Genomic DNA, 17,860 nt, shown 5'->3' with positions numbered 1-17,860 from the left:
ATACGGGAACTTCGGTTCGGCTTCGCTCACCGAGCGTAGTCGAGGTGAACGCTTCAGGAGATTCGACCTCTACTCATACTGGAGAAATCCTGTATGAGCAAGTTGGGTCTATGAATGAAGAATCCTCACGCCTTTAGGCTGAGGAGTGTCAAAGTTTATCAACAGCAGCAAATGAGATAGAAAAAAGTTGAGTCTCCTGAATACATCTATATTTAGCAGGACTTACGCAAAATTATGAAAAAACGTATCGCTAAAGCGAAAGCTCCGCTAACGCGTAGCGTGCGCGTAGCGCATACCACAAAGGACACAAAGGACACAAAGTTAAAGAGGGTTTCAAAGAGTTATTGCGTAAGTTCTATTTAGATTATCCAAGGATTAGCTGAAATTATGAACAATCCCATCTCAAATAAACTACCGCTTCCGCCTCACTTTAAGAGTGAAAAAGTTGGGGAAGTGTGGCGCGTACCCTATCAAGAAATAGCCGCAGCAGCACAGGACTGGGCGGAACAATATAATATTAAACCTGCTGCGGATAAAACGAAGATTTGTCTACTTTTAATAGATGTGCAGAACACCTTCTGTATACCTGGATTTGAATTATTTGTTGGTGGGAAAACGGGAACGGGTGCAGTTGATGATAATCGGCGGATATGTGAATTTATTTATCAAAATTTAGGATTAATTACCAAAATTATTCCCACCTTAGACACCCACACCGCTATCCAAATTTTTCATCCTATATTTTGGATAAATGATGCGGGGGAACATCCCACACCAGCCGCCACTAATATTACTCCAGCCGATATAGAAACAGGTGTCTGGAAGGTTAACCCAGCAGTGGCTAACAGTATTACTAAAGGGAATTATGAACTGTTAGAAAAACACGCTGATCATTACGTTAAACAACTCAGCCAAAATGGTAAATATCCCCTGACTGTTTGGCCTTATCATTCCATGTTAGGCGGCATTGGTCATGCCTTAGTTGCATCAGTAGAAGAGGCGATATTTTTCCATAGTATAGCCCGTCAAACTCAGACACAATTTGAAATCAAAGGAAATCATCCTTTAACAGAAAACTATTCTGTGTTAAGTCCAGAAATTTTAACAGATTTCAATCAAAAACCACTGGCTGAAAAAAACACCAGCCTGATTAAACAATTGTTAGAATTTGATGCTGTCATCATTGCAGGTCAAGCGAAAAGCCACTGCGTTGCTTGGACAATTGAAGATTTGCTGACAGAAATCAAACAAATAGACAGCACCCTGAGCAAAAAAATCTACTTATTAGAAGACTGTACATCTCCTGTAGTTATCCCTGGCGTAATAGACTACACAGAACAAGCAGATATAGCATTTAAAAAATTTGCAGAAGCTGGAATGCAGATCATCAAATCAACTCAATCCCTCTCATCCCTGTATTAACTCTTCTCCGCGCCCCTTTGCGTTGACCTTTGCGTTAAAAAATCCTACTCCTTCAGATAACCTTGAGGATCTTCCGCGACCCAACCCAAGTCGGAGCTAGAACGGATTTCAAAATGGAGGTGTGGCTCATTTCCTATAGGCTCTCCAGTCGTGCCTACAGTTCCCAATAAGTCACCCAGATTAACTTTTTCGCCAACAGAAACCTGAATCTTACTCAGATGGGCGTAACGGCTTTGGAGACCGCCACTATGGTTGACAATCACTAATTGCCCATAACTCCCCTGCTGTTCAGCGAATACTATAGTTCCTGGTGCGATCGCCTGTACAGGACTATCCACTGGGGCTAACAAATCTATACCACTATGGAAAAATACCTCACCAGTCGTAGGATTAATCTGCCAGCCATAGGGCATTAATACAGTTGCCACTGATTCTAAAGGATACCCAGAAATTGATATGGGCTGAGTATCAGGAGGTGGGGTAGATTCGGAAGGTTTTCCCGTAGGAACAAACACAATTCTGGGATCTGGTTGACAACCATTAATTTCAAATAGTGTATCAGCGCGAACTTGATATTTTTTCGCTACTTGTCGCCAAGTTTGTCCGCTAGGTATTTCTACGACTATGCCATTGTAGGGCGGAATTTGTAACTCGTTACCAACAGTTACCTGACCGTTTCTGACATCAGGATTCATATCTATCAGTGTGGTGGTCATGAGGTTGTAGCGTTGTGCTATGCTCTCCAAAGTTTCACCCGGTTGAACTTGATGTCTTTGAAAGCGGGATAAAGCTGGCGTTGGACAAGTTTCGGCTGCATGGGCGGATGTTAACCCGATACTACCAACTAGGGTAAAGAGCAAAAGTAGACGATAAGGAAAATTCATAGAAATAAAATAAACAAAGCGCTAACTTTAGATTTTAGATGGCAAAACAGATGGTGGAATTAATTCCCGCCAAATGACTAAAATTAATTTGTGCAATTGCCGTTAGCTTGACTACACTTAGAAGTTAGCAACTCCACTGCTTTGTTGAAACATGAATTTACCTTTAAAGCAACTAGCTATTTATATATCTTTACTGGCAATTGGTAGTGGTGTTGGTGTGTTGGGGAGTCGTTATGTTTTGTTAGACAATGGCTCGTTTCAAGAGTTAAGAAATGTGACTGAGGGATTGCCTCCAGAGTCGGCGGTTTCTGATTCTGTGGTGGGAGCTATTGGGGCTAGTCGGGGTGATAACCTGAATTTTATTGCTTCGGCTGTGCAGAAAGTCGGCCCGGCAGTGGTGAGGATTAATGCTACTCGCAAAGTTGCCAACCCCATTTCCGATGTTTTGAAAAATCCCCTCTTGCGCCGCTTTTTTGGGGAGGATGAGCAACCGATCGCCACGGAACGGATTGAGCGGGGTACGGGGTCAGGATTTATTTTGAGTGAAAATGGTGTATTGCTGACTAATGCCCATGTGGTGGCGGATACAGACACGGTACAGGTGACGCTGAAAGATGGTCGGACTTTTAAGGGCAAGGTGGTGGGAGTTGATCCGATTACGGATGTAGCTGTGGTGAAAATTCCCCAAAATAAATTGCCCACGGTGAAGTTAGGCAATTCACAAAATCTCATTCCCGGACAATGGGCGATCGCTATTGGCAATCCTTTGGGTTTAGATAATACTGTGACTATCGGCATTATCAGCGCTACTGGTCGCACTAGCGCTCAAGTTGGTGTCCCAGATAAGCGAGTCAGCTTTATCCAAACTGATGCAGCCATTAACCCTGGTAACTCTGGCGGTCCTTTGTTAAACGCCCAAGGTGAAGTTATTGGTGTTAACACCGCTATCCGTGCTGATGCTCAAGGCTTGGGGTTTGCCATTCCCATTGAAACTGCGGCTCGTATTGCTAATGAATTATTTACCAAGGGGCGGGCAAATCATCCTTTTTTGGGGATTGAAATGGCAGATTTATCCCCTACTAAAAGACGAGAGCTGAATCAAGAAAAAAATCTCAACATCCAGCAAAATACAGGTGTTGTCATTTCAGGAGTTGCGGAAAAATCACCAGCTAAGGAGTCGGGTCTGCTGACTGGAGACGTGATTGAAAAAATAAACGGTAAACCAGTAAAAACAGCAGCTATAGTCCAGAAACTGGTGGAATCCAGCACAGTTGGAGACATCCTGGAAATCGAAGTCAACCGCAATGGTAAAATTCAAACCTTGAAAGTGGAATCAGGCTCCCATCCTGACCAAAAGTCATAAAGAGCAAAACATCCAGAAACTCAAACCGATGTTTTCAAGGCTTCAGAGATGGGAAGTCCAAAAAACTTTAGCGATGGATTATTAACTGTTCGACAAATTCTCTAACTGCATTCTTTGCTCCATTTGGCGGAGGAAGTATCCCGTCATCATCGCCGATGCAAGAAGCCCAGCTAAGTTATCCCGATCCGTCGTAATTTGCACGTTAAAATTTTCTGCGGGGAGCATTCCCACTAGCCCTTGGACGTTTTGCGAAATTATATGTTTAATTTCTGGGCTGACGGACTGAGCGACACGGGCTAGAACTTCAGGAGGCTGATGCTGTAAATATTTGAGTAACTGGTTCGGATTTTCCTCAAAATGGTCGTTCAAAATCTGATTGGGGTTTTCCTCGGAGTTGTCATTCAAAAAGTCAGGGTCAAACACCATTGGCAAATTTTAGCTTAGTTGCTGATTCTACTCTAAACCATAGTACAAGTGTTGTGCATTCTGCTATAGCCGGAAATTCTCAACTGGGAAATTTCTATCCACATTTATACCCAAAAATTTCGCGGTATAGCAACCGCCAAGGTGGTTAGAACACAACCGGATTATAAAACCATTTTAATTAAAGAGTTTGAAGGCTTCCCCCTGCTCCCTGCTCCCTGCTATATTTCTTGTACCGGAGGTTTTATTTAAGGCTTAAGTCTAGTTCTAGCTGTTGTTTTTGGTGGCTATTTTCTAGGATTTGGGGTAGCTGTTCAATTTGAAAATACTGATGAAATTTCGGTGTGATTTGTAGGGAGTAAGACCGAGAATCGTTGTCTCGACGTTTGCGGACAAAACCCAATTCCACCAGTTCAGGTACGTGTTGATATACTCCTGAACCCCGCAGTTCAATTAAATCGGTTTGGAGTATGGGGTTATTTAATGCGATCGCCGCTAAAGTCCGTAATGCGCCTAGTCCTAATTCTACAGGAATCAGAGTTTGTACTAAGTCATGAAAATCAGACCGCAGTTGGAGACTGTAACCAGTGGGAGTTTCTACGACTTCTAAGGCGCTGTCTCTGTGAGCATAATTATCCATTAGTTCCATAATGCCTTCTTCGGCCGTGGCGCGATCGCACCCAGCATACTCGGCGATTTCGCTCAAGGATAAGGGCTTTGCTTTTAAATACAGAATCGCTTCTATCTTAGTTGCTGTAGTCATTACTTATTAGTCATTGGTCATTAGTCATTGGTCATTAGTCAATTTCCTCTTCCCCACACTCCCCACACTCCCCACACTCCCCACACCCCCCACACTCCCTACTCCCCCCGCCCTGCTAGAATAAATTCGGCGATCGCCAAATCTTGAGGGGTTGTAACTTTTAAATTTGTCTCTTCTCCTGAAACAACTCGCACTTCAATACCGCACCTTTCAAATAAAGCTGCATCATCAGTCACTTCCCAACCCTGACGCACACCTTCAGCGTGGCACTTTTTCAATAACTCCACATTAAAGCCTTGAGGTGTTTGTGCAGCCCATAATTGCTGTCGGTCGGGGGTGCTTTGAATAACGCCATCATGATCAACAACTTTGATTGTATCTTTTACGGGTACAGCCGCAATTAAACCCGAACATTCGCGGATAGCTTGGGCGCATGAATCCAGTAAATCTGGTGTAGCCAGACACCGCGCACCGTCATGAATTAATACGTGTTCTGCGCCATCTGGTAGCGCCTGTAAGCCCTTGTAAACCGATTCTTGACGGGTGGAGCCGCCGGCAATAAACTTCACTGGTTTAGCCACATTTAAGTTGGTAACAATTGCCTGTAAGTCTTCCCAATCGACTGGTTGAGAAATAATCCCAATCCACTGGATTTCACTAGCTGCTGCGGCTGCTTTGAGAGTCCAAGCAATGATTGGTTGCGATCGCACTTCTAAGAGAAGTTTATTACGGGTTCCGCCCATTCTTTTACCGACTCCCGCCGATGGAATTAGTAAATACACAGAAAACCTCAAGAAATTAATAACTAATAATCATAAGTAATAATATAAAACCTCGCCCCAACCCTCTTTTTTTGTTGGTAGCAAAGTTTTGGATCTCACTCAACCGAGAACCAGTATATATTTAGTTTGCATATTTAGATTAGTGAAAACTTTTGTGGGGTAGGTATACTTCGACTACGCTCAGTACTAATCTTACCCTGATCAGTTAGGCGATCGCTAATCACGGTTACACAAGCAAAACCACCTCAGCCACTTAGAAAACCGAGAAATTTCCTGAGTCCGCCTCGATAGAATTAATTTGTATAGCCGTGATCTCGCATCGCCAAGGTAGGTGCTTACTCAAACAATCGGAAATAGGGATAGCGTACAGGGACACCAGGTTCCTTTTCCAAATCAAAATTAATCACATCCCAGCAGGGGTCTTCTGCCGTCTCTGGGCTAAAATCCACAGGCAAGCCGTATAATCGTGCAGAGGTAGGTTCCGGCTCACCAGAACTCCAAGGAGTGCTGCGTTCCAAATAGCCACTCATCAATTCCTGATAACGTTTAGCAATAATTACCCGTGTAGCTCTATAACCCTGAGTGTACAGCTTATCCAATGCCTCGTGGATTTCAAAGCGAATCCCATCAGGATGCGTATGCTGTCTATACCAATCATTATTCCAGCGTCGCCAATGACGACCAGACTGTAGATGAACTAATTCTCCAGTTTTAGGATTAGCCTCAAAAGCACCATGACGCGAACACAAATAAGTATCTGTTAGTGTCAGCGCTGGAATAGTCTGACGACAGTGGGGACACTGAATATCAGACCCAAATATGGGGTACTGTAAACTGAGATTCATCATGAAGTGCGTATAAACATAATTTCGTCTTCACCAGCACCAGTGAGTTGGATATGACGCTCCGTCTCCTCTATTTTAGGGGCTTACTCGTTGTTGCAAAGAAACGGAGTTCCAGCCTGAACAATATTCACGAGCATCAGACTCACATTCGAGACGTGATCCCGTGATATTCTGGTTGTGCAACCAGCCACAAAGTTTAGAGTTATTCCAGTTTTCCTGGGTACCATATTCATATTCTATCGTGTCTACAGCTTCTTACTGGCCATCTCCCGATTTTTCTCAAGCCGCCTTTATCGCCCCCAACGCCGTAGTTATAGGTTCGGTCAATATTCAATCTGGGGCTAGCATTTGGTATGGTGCAGTAGTCAGGGGAGATGTCGAACGCATTGACATTGGCGAATGCACAAACATCCAAGATGGAGCAATTTTACATGGTGATCCTGGTTCACCCACAATCTTAGAAAATCATGTCACCGTCGGACATCGTGCCGTGGTACATTCAGCCTACATTGAACAAGGCTGCTTAATTGGCATTGGTGCAATTATTTTAGATGGAGTGAGAGTAGGTCACGGTAGCATCATTGGTGCTGGCGCAGTCGTGACTAAAAATATTCCTCCCCTGTCCCTCGTTGTCGGTGTTCCTGGTAAAGTCTTGCGTCAAATTGCAGAACAGGAAGCCGCAGAACTCATTGAACACGCAGAACGTTACAAAAAGTTAGCTTTGGTTCATGCAGGAACCGGAAATGATCTCGGCTTTCATCACCAGAAATAGCCCCAAACATTGTAATATAACTATATATTGGTCATTTAAAACCAAGGATAAATTATTCTATCTTGTGGGATGGATATATTACCCGTTATGGGTGAGCAGCAATGCTGACTATCATTTGTATACGGGGGTGACTTCCTGCTAGCATTGGCAAAAAGTAACATATTTTTTTGCAGATAGGATAGGAAAAAATCACCAATTCGGCTCAAAATAAAAATGAGCGCAGTTGATAAAACTTTAATTTCCACTTAAAACAGAGGTTCTAAAAATGGATATTGATTACCGTATTGCTATCGTTGTTGCACCAATCGCTATTGCTGCTAGTTGGGCTGCTTTTAACATTGGCGCTGCTGCTTTAAAACAAGTACAAAACTTTTTGAAAAAAGAAGCTTAAATTTAATCAAAATCATTTCTAAAATCGGCTGCTTCCCTCATTAAGAACAGTCGGTTTTTTTTAATTAACCTGAATTTACGCGCGTTTCCAGCCCTTCGACTTACTTCGACTCCGCTCAGTACAAGTCGCTCAGTACAAGTTGGGTATTAGGAAGTAACAATCTTCCCCCCACACCTCCCACACCTCCCACACCCTACTCCCTAGTGGATATCAATTCTTTACTAAAACCCTTTCAGCATTTCGGCGTTAATCTGGGACTATCGCGGATTATCAAACTCTTAGCAAATCTTGGTAATCCTCACCATCAAGTCCCTATCATTCACGTTGGTGGTACTAATGGGAAAGGTTCTGTTTGTGCTTATCTGTCTTCCATCTTGACTGAGGCTGGTTATCGTACCGGATGTTATACCTCTCCTCATTTAGTCCATTGGACAGAACGGATTACCATTAATAAACAACAAATTTCTTCTGAAGAGTTTAGCCAATTAATATTACAAGTCCAAGGGGCTATTCTACCCGATGATGAGTACCCAACTCAGTTTGAAGTGATTACCGCCGCAGCTTGGTTGTATTTCGCTCAAGCTCAGGTTGATGTCGCCGTGGTAGAAGTAGGTTTGGGAGGGCGCTTAGATGCGACTAATGTTTGTGACCAGCCCTTAGTTAGCGTAATTACATCAATTAGCCGGGAACATTGGCAACAATTAGGTCCGACTGTGACTGATATTGCTAGGGAAAAGGCAGGTATTATTAAACCAGGGTGTCCGGTGGTTGTGGGACAATTGCCGCCAGATGCGGAAACAGTTATGGTATCGCGTGCGGAAGAATTACAATCTTTATATATTACGCCTCAACCAGCCCGTCAAATATCTCCCGGATGGGCGGAATATAAAACTATCAAAAATTCCCAAATTATTAAATATCCTTTGCCTTTACATGGACAAATTCAATTAAATAATTCCGCTTTGGCTTTAGCTGCTGTGGAAATATTACAAAACTCTGGTTGGGAAATTTCTCAATCAGCTATTGTGAATGGGATGAGCAAAACTCAATGGCCAGCACGTATGCAATGGGTGAGTTGGAATAAGCAAAAACTCTTAATTGATGGCGCTCACAATCCAGCCGCAGCACAGGTACTGCGAGATTATTTAGACAGTTTGCATCCTGGTAATTTGACTTGGATTATGGGAATGTTGACGACTAAAGAGCATAGGGATATTTTTCAAGCTTTAGTGCGATCGCATGATCAATTATATCTTGTCCCAGTACCAGATCATAGTTCTGCAAATCCGGTGGAACTAGCGAAAATAGCCCGTGAAGTTTGTCCAGAATTATCTGTTTGTGAAACTTATCCAGACTTATCTTCGGGTTTAGCCGCAGCTTTTAATCACACAGATAATCAAGTTGTTTTGTGCGGTTCCCTCTACTTAATCGGGCATTTTTTCACCATTTTATAAATGGGAATTGGGAATTGGGAATTGGGAATTGGGTATCGGGTCTTTGACAATCTTTCTCCCCACACCTCCCACACTCCCCACACTCCCCACACCTCCCACACTCCCCAAACCTTTTTTACGCCCGATTATTCCATTCTGTAGCAGCATCTTCTAAGGCTTGATCGACAGTTTTTTGTCCTAACATTGCTGCTTGCAAATTTTCATAAATCGCTTTTTGTAGACGTTTAGAATCTGATAACGTCGGAGTTAAAACCTCAGCTTCTTGTAATTGAGTCGCACTAATTACCCTCGCCTTTTCCACTGTAGAAGCATTTTCAGGAACATCTTTAAAATAACTATCTTCCAGGGCTTTTTTTGTGGATGGTAAGACATTCGCCGCTTTCGCAAAAGCTAGCTGATTTTCGTCATTAGTCAGAAATAAAGCAAATTTTACCGCCGCATCTGGGTGTTTGCTAGCGCGGGGAATCACCACATTCATCACCGCCACATTTTTTTTACCAGTATCACCAGTGACTTGGGGTGCGATCGCGGAAACTGCGGCAATTTCTGGTGCATTATTAGCTATAGTCCGCAGAAACTCAGGCCCAGAAGCCAAAAAAGCCGTTTGTCCAGATTGGTATAAATCAATGGCGTGGCGATGTCCTTGGGTTAAAGATTCTCTAGGTAACAAACCTTTTTTATACAAATCTACCCAATATTGAAACGCCGCTTTACCTTCTGGAGAATTAAAAGCCGCCTTACCCTCAGTATTCACTAGCGTGACTCCCATTTGCACAAATGATTCCAAAACCTCTCCAGAATCTTGTGGTGCAAAAGTCACAAAAAAACCATATTTACCCGTCTTCTCTTTAATTTTCTGTGCCACATCTGCTAACTCTGCGTAGGTTGCTGGTGGTTGAATGATACCTGCCTGTTTTAATAAATCAATGTTATAAATAGTTAACCTTGTAGTGAGGTACCAGGGAACACCAAAACTCTGATCATTGAGAGTGCTGGCTTTCCATATATTCGGTAGATAGGAGGAACGTTCTGCATTTGAGATTTTCGTATCTAAATTTAACCACGCATTTCGTCCTGCCAGTTGGGAAGCAAAAACTGGATTCAGATTGACAACATCAGGAGGGGTATTTGCTGAAACAGCTGTTAAAATTTTGTTTTCCATCGCCGCCCAAGGTATATCCACCCAGTTAACCTTTATACTAGAATTTTGGGACTCAAAATTCGCAATCAGGCTTTGGAAATAATCAGTAAACTGAGGATGTAGTTGCATTGTCCAAAACTCAACAGTCTCCTCTCCCGAAGTAGATTGTTGTGTATTTGTACTAATATTAGCAGTAGTACAACTGACCAGCCAACTGGTTAATAACCCAATGAATGTCCAAGTAGCCAGTTGTTTGAATTTTCGCAATTGCATCATCTTAGCAGTATTATTACGCTTGTTCGTGGTAAGAAATTTATGGAGAATTGTCGGAATTATAGGCTAAATCAGCTACCTAGTCATCAGGAAATTCTATTAGTATAATTTAAATTTTATCTCTAGCAATCTACCGAGCAGAACTGTGGTTAAAAGCTTCAATAATCTGTTGAGCAAATTTAGTAAAGGTGTGGGTATTGAACTGACACCAGAACGAGTGAATTTAGTTCAGCTACGCAAACAGCGCCAAGGCTTAAAATTAGCATCCCTCACATCAGTAGCCGTTCCCGAAGGGGTAATTGTCGATGGTCAAATTATCGACATTTCTACAATGGCGGAATTAATTCAGCAAGTCCTAGCGGAAAGTAAAATTAAAACCTCCCGTGTGGCTACTGGTGTACCAGCGAGAGATTCCATCGTCCGTGTTATACCAGTCCCAGCTGAGTTAGATAACAAAGAATTACGAGAGATGGTATTAAACCACGAAGCAGGGTTGTATTTACCCTATCCTCGTGAAGAAGCTGACGTAGATTATCAAAAACTGGGTTACTTTGTTGACGACGACGGCATTGAAAAAGTACAGGTGCTGTTAGTTGCTACCCGCAAAGAAATAACTGATGCCTATCTCAATACTTTTGAACAGGCAGGATTGCAAGTCGATATTTTAGAGATTAACAGTTTTGCCCTGCTGCGGACAATTCGTGATCAACTAAGAGTATTCGGGCTGCAAGAGGCGGCTGTATTAGTTGATATAGAGTTCGACAGTACTGAAATAGCCATTGTAATTAATGGCGTACCGCAATTTTCCCGCAGTGTGCCAATTGGTACTTATCAAATGCAAATGGCTCTTTCTAGGGCTATGAGTTTACCTACATCACGAGATATGGGATTGTTACAAGGAATGGTTATTCCTGCCAGTCCTCTGGATGGTGGACAAACTGGAGTAACTGAAGTCAATCCCAGTATGGCAGCTTTATTGAGAGTTTTGGGAGAACTCACCGATGAATTGCGCCGTTCTATTGATTTTTACCTCAGTCAGAGTGAAAACCTAGAAGTGGCGCAGATTTTCCTAGCAGGTCCAGGGGGGGGACTGCAACAGCTAGATGAGTTTTTTACTCAAAGATTGGGCTTACCTACTACCCAAATTGACCCCATTGGCTCTTTGTCTTTACAAGTTGATGAGGAAAAGTACCCGATGATAGAACGTTCTGGTTTAGGGATAGTACTGGGTTTAGGAATGCGGGAGGTATGAAAAAATGTACAGCTTAGATGTTAATTTTCTCAGAGACCGTGCAGGTTACGAACCCACGGCTAAAAAAGCACCCCAACTGCAAATGCCGGCGGGTGATTTAACACCTCTATTTGTGGGATTAGGTGTTGGTATTGCTATTCCGTTGTTTTTAGGGGCTGGTTGGTGGTTTTTGGAGGCGAAAAATAATCAATTAAGCCAGCAAATAGTGCAACTAGAGGAAGAAAACAAGAGATTAGAAGTGGAAATTGGTAATATTGACAAAATTCGGGAGGAGACAAAACAAGTTAAAGCCGAAACCCAAGGTTTAGTCACAGTATTTGACCAAATTCGTCCTTGGTCTGCTATGTTACAAGATTTCCGCGATCGCATCCCGGAAACAGTACAAATTGACACCATTACGCAAATGGAAGCTAGTTCCCCAAGACGAGGAGAGCGAGCGAGTAATGAGCCTGAAGCATTGGAAATTGAGGGATTTGCTCGTTCTTTCAACGATGTCAATGATTTTGTCTTGACTTTGCAACAGTCTCAATTCTTGGAATCTTCCTCAACCAAAATTGCCACAGCCACTTTAGTAGATGCACCATTACCACCAGGTGTCGATCAATCTCGTGCAGAGGAAATGAAACTACCCCAAGTAGTAAGATACACAATTCAATCCAATGTCAGTCAGGTTCCAGCCTCTGAATTAATCAGAGAATTGGAGCAAAAAGGCTCAGTGGGATTAGTCAGTAGAATTCGTAGTATGCAAAGAATAGGAGTCATTTCCAAATGACACTCAGTCAAGATTTTAATTTTGATGATAATGGGGAATTCGGTTCCGAAACCGCACCCGCTCCGGTAATTTTTGGTATTTCCCTGACACCGAAAATGATTGGCATTATCGTCGGTGTATTGGGAGTTGCTGGAGCAGGGTACATAGCACTAAACATGATCGTGCCAGCATGGGATACCTATCAGCAGCGACAAACACAAGTTAATAGCTTACAAGGTGAAGTTGAAGCAAAAGAAGCCAGCATTAAGCAAATTGGACAAGTAAAGGCAGAATTAGCCGCCGCCAAGCAAGAAACCCTCCAGGTCTTAAGTTTATTTGCCAATGAAAGCACCTTAGATACTCTCCTACTGGATATCAATCGTTTAGTTGAGTCTGGTAATGCTCAAGTTCCGGCTAATGCAGTCAGAGCCAAACTCCAAAAATTTGAGCCAGACTCCGAACCACCAGAACCCATTAATGATGGCTCTCTGGGACCCACTGTCGATGGTAAATTGAAACGCAGTAGTATTCAGCTGCAAATTGAGGGGACTTTTGAACAAACCCAATCAATTATGCGGAATATTGAACGTTTGCAACCTTTGTTAATAGTGAAAAATTACCAAGCCAAATTGACTCCTGAAGAGACTAACAACTCACAAGACGAAGAACCCATAATTCGGGTAGGGCCAGCACCCATTACGACGACCTTTGAACTACAGGCATTAATGCCACTTAATCCAGAGGAAATTGCCGCTAGGGATAAGCAGGAGGCTGATGCAGCCGCAGCAACTAAGAAATAAAGTTATGAGTAGTAAAAACAATACTACTGAAAAATTGTTGGTGAACAGGTGTTTTCTATAGTGAGGAATGAACGGTGAAACAGTTTCACAGTAATAGCGCCATATTAGGCGCTGCCGCTTTTGTATTTATAGCATCCCAACCAGCAGCAGCCCAGATTGCTCAAGTCACAGGAGTGAAGCTGAATCCAGCTAATGGAGGAATTAGCGTTGTTTTACAAACTTCTTCTGGGTCGCGTCCCCAAGTTTTTACAACAAAAAGAGGTAATGCTTTAGTCTCCGATATTATCAATACACAACTGCGGTTACCTGAAGGGAATAATTTTCGCCAAGATAACCCGGCTCCGGGAATTGCGACGGTAGAAGTTATCCAACTGGATGCTAATAGTATTCGGGTAATGGTAACTGGAAGTAATAACATCCCCACAAATCAACCTGTGGTGCGAAAAGCCAATGAACTTACTCTCAGTTTTACTTCTTCTGGAAGCACAGCCTCCACAGCAACCCCCTCTGCTTCTACTCCAGAGGTTATGGTTCCTAACCCCAAAATTTCCATTGATGGCACACCAGCCCCAGCAGCTAGCCCCAGTCAACCAAGGAATCAAGCACCTCCTTTTTTACCCAGAGCCGTCGCCCCACCAGTGGGAGATATCGCTGTTTCTAATACAGATGCGTCTCCTAGCACCATTGACTTAGGTACTCAAGAACGTGTTCCCCGATTGGTATTAAGGGATGCACCAGTCCGGGAGGTTTTATCATTGCTGGCTCGTGCGGCGGGGCTGAACTTGGCTTATGTAGACAATGAGCAAGCTGATAAAAATCCTGGTGCTGGATCTGGTAATGCTGAAGGTCAATCCACTTCTCAAACCATCTCCCTAGATATCGAAAACGAACCAGTGCAAGATGTGTTTAACTACGTTTTGCGCTTGAGTGGTTTAGAGGCGAATCGCAGCGGACGCACAATTTTTGTCGGAGCTAGTCTACCCAATGGTACTCGTGATGTAGTGATGCGGAGTTTGCGACTCAATCAGGTAACTGTGGGAGTTGCTCTTAATTACTTAGTTGGTTTAGGGGCAGAAAGTGCTGTCAGCCGGGAACGACAAGTCACTAGCGTGAATGCTGTACCTGTGGGTCAGGGAGCTACCCCCATCACCCAAACTCAGACAACTACAGAAACCAGATTAGAAATTCAACGGGCTGATTTCATTGATTCAAAGCCGTTGCTTAGAGGTTTACAAGCATTAGGAGATGAGCGCACCAATTCTTTGACTTTAATTGGTACACCGAAGACCGTTGAGATGGCAATGGCGCAGCTGACTCAGCTTGATATTCGTCGTCGTCAAGTGGCAGTTAATGTCAGAATTATTGATGTTAATCTCTTAAATACTCAAGACCAGAATACTAGTTTTTCCTTTGGTGTTGGTAATAACTTCTTTTCAAATGATGGCGGTGCGGCATCTCTGAACTTTGGGGGTGTTAGACCACCTACTAGTACTGAAGCCAGAAACAGTGTAACTGAAACACCAATAATTGGTAATCCTCTTGATGGAACACCATTTTTGAGGGATGGTTTTTTTGACCCCAGAACTGGTAGGCCATCGGCTAGTCCACCTTTAGATCCAAATGGGAATCCCACACAACCTGGGATCACAGATTTTACTCCCGGAAGGCCAGGAACAACTACATTTGAAATTGTGCCAAGTTCAATTGATCCTAATACAGGTGAACCTACTAGCTTTAGGTTAGTACCTCAAACTACTCCTGCAACTCCAGATACTTATGAATTTGGTTTACCTAGTTTATATCAATTCCCCAAACGTCTCCTAGCTAGTTTGCAAGCTCAAATCACAAATGGTAACGCTAAAATTTTGACTGACCCGACCTTAATTGTGCAAGAAGGTCAAACAGCGAATGTGAACTTAACACAGGAAGTAATTGGTAACATCACCAGGGAAATAGTTCGTGATACCAATCTGGCTACAGAAACCATTACGGCTGAAAAGGAGCAAGTAGGTTTAACTTTAGCAGTCAAAGTTGAGCGGATTGATGATAACGGTTTTGTTTCTCTATCTGTGGCTCCTGTAGTTAAAGCACCTGTGGCTCCAGCTAGCATTAATGTTGGTAGTGGTGGTAATCAACAAATCTTTTTAGTATCTGAGCGGTCTCTAAATTCTGGTTTGGTTCGTCTGCGAGATGGTCAGACACTAATTCTTTCTGGCATTATTCAAGATACAGATCGCACGAATGTATCTAAGATTCCTATCTTGGGTGATCTTCCTTTAATTGGTTCGCTGTTTAGAAGCACAAACAGACAAAATGAGCGTAATGAGGTGATTGTGCTACTCACGCCTCAAGTTATGGATGATTCTGAGAACTCTGCTTATGGGTATAACTACACCCCCAGCCCAGATGTACGGCAAATGCTTGAGCGTCGTGGTTTGAGTGCGCCAAGACAATAATTAGTCCTGGCGATGAGAAATCGCACCTAGACAAACTCGGTCAGTCTGCGCGGACTAAGAGGAAATTCGAGATTTGAATTTTGTCTGTATGGATTACGATTTCTCACCGCCGATTTTGATTTTATCTCTTGATTTGAAGATGAAAAATTAGAACTGAGAATTTTAGATTCAGGTCATTTATTCAGTATTTTTCTATTTTTATGTATAATTTAGCGAAAAAAATCACTGAAAAATCATAAAAAATCCTCAAATCTATATAAATTAATGGTTTCATCTATCCACTTCTGGCTACAACGCTTTAGAATGATTCATTGAAAAGTCGAGCCGATGGGATGTGCAGCCATTTTTTATGGAAATCCTCCCAGAGGACAACTTTTATAATTCTCCAAACAGAGAATTAATTAAAAATACCAGATGGTGTAACAGTAGAGAATCTCAAGTAAACATCAAGGAGTTTGATATGAACAAGGGTGAATTAGTTGATGCTGTGTCGGAAAAGGCTGGTGTTACTAAAAAACAAGCTGATCTTGTGTTAACTGCGGCTTTGGAAACGATTATCGAGGCTGTTTCTTCCGGCGATAAGGTAACGCTAGTAGGTTTTGGTTCCTTTGAATCACGCGAACGCAAGGCTCGTGAAGGTCGTAACCCCAAAACCAATGAAAAGATGGAAATTCCTGCTACCAGGGTTCCAGCTTTCTCTGCTGGTAAGCTGTTTAGAGAAAAGGTTGCACCCCCAAAAGAACCAAAAGAACCAAAAGAATAGATCACTTTGTAGGGAACCTCTTATTGATGCGGCAACCAGTTCACGGCGGAAATTTAGCCTGGGCAGCAGCACTAGCTGGCTGTTCACCTGAAGCTATTGTGGATTTTTCTGCCAGCATCAGTCCTTTGGGGCCACCACAGAGTGCGATCGCAGCTATTTATTCCCAAGTAGGTAATCTTAAGCACTATCCAGACCCAGACTACAGTGAGCTAAAACTTGCTCTGGGTCGCTTTCACCAACTACCTTCTGAGTGGATTCTTCCTGGTAATGGTTCGGCAGAATTGCTGACTTTAGCAGGTAAAGAGTTAGCAAAGTTATCCGCAACAACTTTAATTACTCCAGCCTTTGGCGACTATTACCGGACACTCACGGCAGAAAACGCTAAAATTCTGGAGTTTCCCCTTTCTTTAGGGAGTGGCACTTCGGCTGCGGTCAATCTCCAGGGACTGGAAACTGGGATGGAAAAGTCTCTTCCCCCCTGCGCCCTGCCCCCTGCCCCCCTGCTTCTTCTTTCTCCTGCACATTCTGGTTTATTGCTAAATAATCCTCACAACCCGACGGGGAGGTTATTCTCACGTGAGGAGATTTTGCCTTATTTGGAGGAATACGCTTTGGTGGTGGTGGATGAGGCGTTTATGGATTTTGTGCCTCCTGATGCCGAACAAAGCTTGATTGGGATGGTGCAGGAATATCCGAATTTAGTAGTATTGCGATCGCTCACCAAATTTTACAGTCTGCCAGGACTAAGATTAGGATATGCGATCGCCCATCCTGACCGTCTTTCTCAATGGCAAAAGTGGCGCGACCCCTGGCCAGTCAACACCCTAGCGGCGGCGGCGGCCATCGCAGCTATCCTTGACGAAGAATTTCAACAACTCACCTGGAAATGGCTAGCACCGACACGAAAACAACTTTTTCAAGGTTTAGCCTCAATTCCCGGTTTGCATCCCCTAGAAGGCGCAGCTAATTTCCTACTAGTGAAATCACAGCAGTCTAGTTTGCAATTACAGCAACAATTACTCCAGCATCATCAAATTTTAATCCGTGATTGTCTGAGTTTTCCAGAATTAGGCGATCGCTATTTCCGAGTAGCTGTCCGTTCCGACTCAGATAACCAAAGCCTATTAACAGCCTTATCTTCAGTGCTAATGACTAAAGACGGTTGATGGATGACTGATACACATCTCTACAAAGGTTCTTTGACATACCTCCTCGTCCTAAAGAAGCGAGGATTCCTTGACACTTCGCTGGAACACGCCACAAGTGGTCTTATCGTCCCTCCATGTCCGTTTAAAGTCTCCCAATGCCCTATGGCGACTATGCCC

At 43.2% G+C, this 17,860-nt stretch carries 18 protein-coding genes; 11 read left to right on the top strand and 7 right to left on the bottom strand.

The features are described from left to right. The first annotated feature begins 387 nt into the window (after positions 1-387). Complete coding sequence (locus VB620_RS20365) at positions 388-1,422, top strand: cysteine hydrolase family protein (protein WP_323197979.1); 1,035 nt, start codon at positions 388-390, stop codon at positions 1,420-1,422. A 44-nt stretch (positions 1,423-1,466) separates the two neighbouring features. Here the strand turns inward: VB620_RS20365 and VB620_RS20360 are convergent, their stop codons facing one another. Beyond that, a complete protein-coding gene (locus VB620_RS20360) occupies positions 1,467-2,306 on the bottom strand; it encodes a LysM peptidoglycan-binding domain-containing M23 family metallopeptidase (protein WP_323197978.1) in 840 nt (279 codons plus the stop codon). A 151-nt stretch (positions 2,307-2,457) separates the two neighbouring features. Between VB620_RS20360 and VB620_RS20355 the strand changes: the two genes are divergently transcribed. Next, a complete protein-coding gene (locus VB620_RS20355) occupies positions 2,458-3,669 on the top strand; it encodes an HhoA/HhoB/HtrA family serine endopeptidase (RefSeq protein WP_323197977.1) in 1,212 nt (403 codons plus the stop codon). Positions 3,670-3,750: 81 nt separating this feature from the next. Here VB620_RS20355 and VB620_RS20350 read toward each other — a convergent pair whose 3' ends face one another. The 4 genes from VB620_RS20350 to VB620_RS20335 all read right to left on the bottom strand — a co-directional run bounded on the left by VB620_RS20350 (position 3,751) and on the right by VB620_RS20335 (position 6,482). Continuing rightward, positions 3,751-4,095 (bottom strand): DUF760 domain-containing protein, encoded by a 345-nt coding sequence (locus VB620_RS20350; RefSeq protein WP_323197980.1) that lies wholly within the window; start codon positions 4,093-4,095, stop codon positions 3,751-3,753. Between the two features lie 241 nt (positions 4,096-4,336). After that, a complete protein-coding gene (gene scpB, locus VB620_RS20345; RefSeq protein ID WP_323197976.1) occupies positions 4,337-4,855 on the bottom strand; it encodes an SMC-Scp complex subunit ScpB in 519 nt (172 codons plus the stop codon). Positions 4,856-4,953: 98 nt separating this feature from the next. Further along, positions 4,954-5,637 carry a 2-C-methyl-D-erythritol 4-phosphate cytidylyltransferase gene (ispD, locus tag VB620_RS20340; RefSeq protein WP_323197975.1) on the bottom strand — a complete coding sequence of 228 codons (684 nt, stop codon included), beginning with the start codon at positions 5,635-5,637 and terminating at the stop codon, positions 4,954-4,956. Between the two features lie 335 nt (positions 5,638-5,972). After that, a complete protein-coding gene (locus tag VB620_RS20335) occupies positions 5,973-6,482 on the bottom strand; it encodes a TIGR02652 family protein (protein ID WP_456153855.1) in 510 nt (169 codons plus the stop codon). 241 nt (positions 6,483-6,723) lie between these two features. On the opposite strand from VB620_RS20335, the gene VB620_RS20330 reads away from it, so the two are divergent. The 3 genes from VB620_RS20330 to VB620_RS20320 all read left to right on the top strand — a co-directional run bounded on the left by VB620_RS20330 (position 6,724) and on the right by VB620_RS20320 (position 9,099). Beyond that, a complete protein-coding gene (locus VB620_RS20330) occupies positions 6,724-7,254 on the top strand; it encodes a gamma carbonic anhydrase family protein (protein WP_323197973.1) in 531 nt (176 codons plus the stop codon). Positions 7,255-7,519: 265 nt separating this feature from the next. Further along, complete coding sequence (locus VB620_RS20325) at positions 7,520-7,645, top strand: photosystem II protein Y (RefSeq protein ID WP_323197972.1); 126 nt, start codon at positions 7,520-7,522, stop codon at positions 7,643-7,645. A 203-nt stretch (positions 7,646-7,848) separates the two neighbouring features. Then, the gene (locus tag VB620_RS20320) at positions 7,849-9,099 is read left to right on the top strand and encodes a bifunctional folylpolyglutamate synthase/dihydrofolate synthase (protein ID WP_323197971.1); all 1,251 of its coding nucleotides are present in this window, start codon (positions 7,849-7,851) and stop codon (positions 9,097-9,099) included. On the opposite strand, the gene VB620_RS20315 is transcribed toward VB620_RS20320, so the two are convergent. Continuing rightward, entirely contained in the window at positions 9,094-9,246 is a 153-nt protein-coding gene (locus VB620_RS20315) for a hypothetical protein (protein WP_323197970.1), read from the bottom strand. The genes VB620_RS20320 and VB620_RS20315 overlap by 6 nt on opposite strands. Continuing rightward, on the bottom strand, positions 9,215-10,516 hold the full coding sequence (locus tag VB620_RS20310; protein ID WP_323197969.1) for an ABC transporter substrate-binding protein: 1,302 nt from the start codon (positions 10,514-10,516) through the stop codon (positions 9,215-9,217). The genes VB620_RS20315 and VB620_RS20310 overlap by 32 nt, the downstream gene beginning before the upstream one ends. 142 nt (positions 10,517-10,658) lie before the next feature. On the opposite strand from VB620_RS20310, the gene pilM reads away from it, so the two are divergent. The 6 genes from pilM to cobD all read left to right on the top strand — a co-directional run bounded on the left by pilM (position 10,659) and on the right by cobD (position 17,701). Beyond that, positions 10,659-11,765: a type IV pilus biogenesis protein PilM gene (gene pilM / locus VB620_RS20305; protein WP_323197968.1), complete on the top strand. Its 1,107-nt coding sequence runs from the start codon at positions 10,659-10,661 to the stop codon at positions 11,763-11,765. A 4-nt stretch (positions 11,766-11,769) separates the two neighbouring features. Then, positions 11,770-12,537 (top strand): PilN domain-containing protein, encoded by a 768-nt coding sequence (locus tag VB620_RS20300; protein WP_323197967.1) that lies wholly within the window; start codon positions 11,770-11,772, stop codon positions 12,535-12,537. Further along, the gene (locus tag VB620_RS20295; protein WP_323197966.1) at positions 12,534-13,316 is read left to right on the top strand and encodes a pilus assembly protein PilO; all 783 of its coding nucleotides are present in this window, start codon (positions 12,534-12,536) and stop codon (positions 13,314-13,316) included. Before VB620_RS20300 ends, VB620_RS20295 begins: the two co-directional genes overlap by 4 nt. 74 nt (positions 13,317-13,390) lie before the next feature. Next, positions 13,391-15,772, top strand: a complete 2,382-nt coding sequence (locus tag VB620_RS20290; RefSeq protein ID WP_323197965.1) for an AMIN domain-containing protein — start codon at positions 13,391-13,393, stop codon at positions 15,770-15,772. Between the two features lie 460 nt (positions 15,773-16,232). After that, positions 16,233-16,535 (top strand): HU family DNA-binding protein, encoded by a 303-nt coding sequence (locus tag VB620_RS20285; protein WP_323197964.1) that lies wholly within the window; start codon positions 16,233-16,235, stop codon positions 16,533-16,535. A 26-nt stretch (positions 16,536-16,561) separates the two neighbouring features. Beyond that, positions 16,562-17,701: a threonine-phosphate decarboxylase CobD gene (gene cobD / locus VB620_RS20280; RefSeq protein ID WP_323197963.1), complete on the top strand. Its 1,140-nt coding sequence runs from the start codon at positions 16,562-16,564 to the stop codon at positions 17,699-17,701. Positions 17,702-17,860 lie beyond the last annotated feature (159 nt).

Source organism: Nodularia harveyana UHCC-0300 (genome assembly GCF_034931085.1).
Lineage (GTDB): Bacteria > Cyanobacteriota > Cyanobacteriia > Cyanobacteriales > Nostocaceae > Nodularia > Nodularia harveyana.
The sequence above is the reverse complement of the archived record's forward strand: the minus strand, read 5'-3'. Positions and strand labels throughout refer to the sequence as shown.

What these genes read in the sequence shown, in the direction of transcription:
- VB620_RS20365 (WP_323197979.1), top strand. Translation starts at nt 388, where the DNA reads ATGAACAATCCCATCTCAAATAAACTACCGCTTCCGCCTCACTTTAAG.
- VB620_RS20285 (WP_323197964.1), top strand. Translation starts at nt 16,233, where the DNA reads ATGAACAAGGGTGAATTAGTTGATGCTGTGTCGGAAAAGGCTGGTGTT.
- cobD (WP_323197963.1), top strand. Translation starts at nt 16,562, where the DNA reads ATGCGGCAACCAGTTCACGGCGGAAATTTAGCCTGGGCAGCAGCACTA.
- VB620_RS20335 (WP_456153855.1), bottom strand. Translation starts at nt 6,482, where the DNA reads ATGAATCTCAGTTTACAGTACCCCATATTTGGGTCTGATATTCAGTGT.
- scpB (WP_323197976.1), bottom strand. Translation starts at nt 4,855, where the DNA reads ATGACTACAGCAACTAAGATAGAAGCGATTCTGTATTTAAAAGCAAAG.
- VB620_RS20360 (WP_323197978.1), bottom strand. Translation starts at nt 2,306, where the DNA reads ATGAATTTTCCTTATCGTCTACTTTTGCTCTTTACCCTAGTTGGTAGT.
- VB620_RS20310 (WP_323197969.1), bottom strand. Translation starts at nt 10,516, where the DNA reads ATGATGCAATTGCGAAAATTCAAACAACTGGCTACTTGGACATTCATT.
- VB620_RS20315 (WP_323197970.1), bottom strand. Translation starts at nt 9,246, where the DNA reads ATGCTGCTACAGAATGGAATAATCGGGCGTAAAAAAGGTTTGGGGAGT.
- VB620_RS20295 (WP_323197966.1), top strand. Translation starts at nt 12,534, where the DNA reads ATGACACTCAGTCAAGATTTTAATTTTGATGATAATGGGGAATTCGGT.
- VB620_RS20325 (WP_323197972.1), top strand. Translation starts at nt 7,520, where the DNA reads ATGGATATTGATTACCGTATTGCTATCGTTGTTGCACCAATCGCTATT.
- VB620_RS20300 (WP_323197967.1), top strand. Translation starts at nt 11,770, where the DNA reads ATGTACAGCTTAGATGTTAATTTTCTCAGAGACCGTGCAGGTTACGAA.
- VB620_RS20350 (WP_323197980.1), bottom strand. Translation starts at nt 4,095, where the DNA reads ATGGTGTTTGACCCTGACTTTTTGAATGACAACTCCGAGGAAAACCCC.
- VB620_RS20355 (WP_323197977.1), top strand. Translation starts at nt 2,458, where the DNA reads ATGAATTTACCTTTAAAGCAACTAGCTATTTATATATCTTTACTGGCA.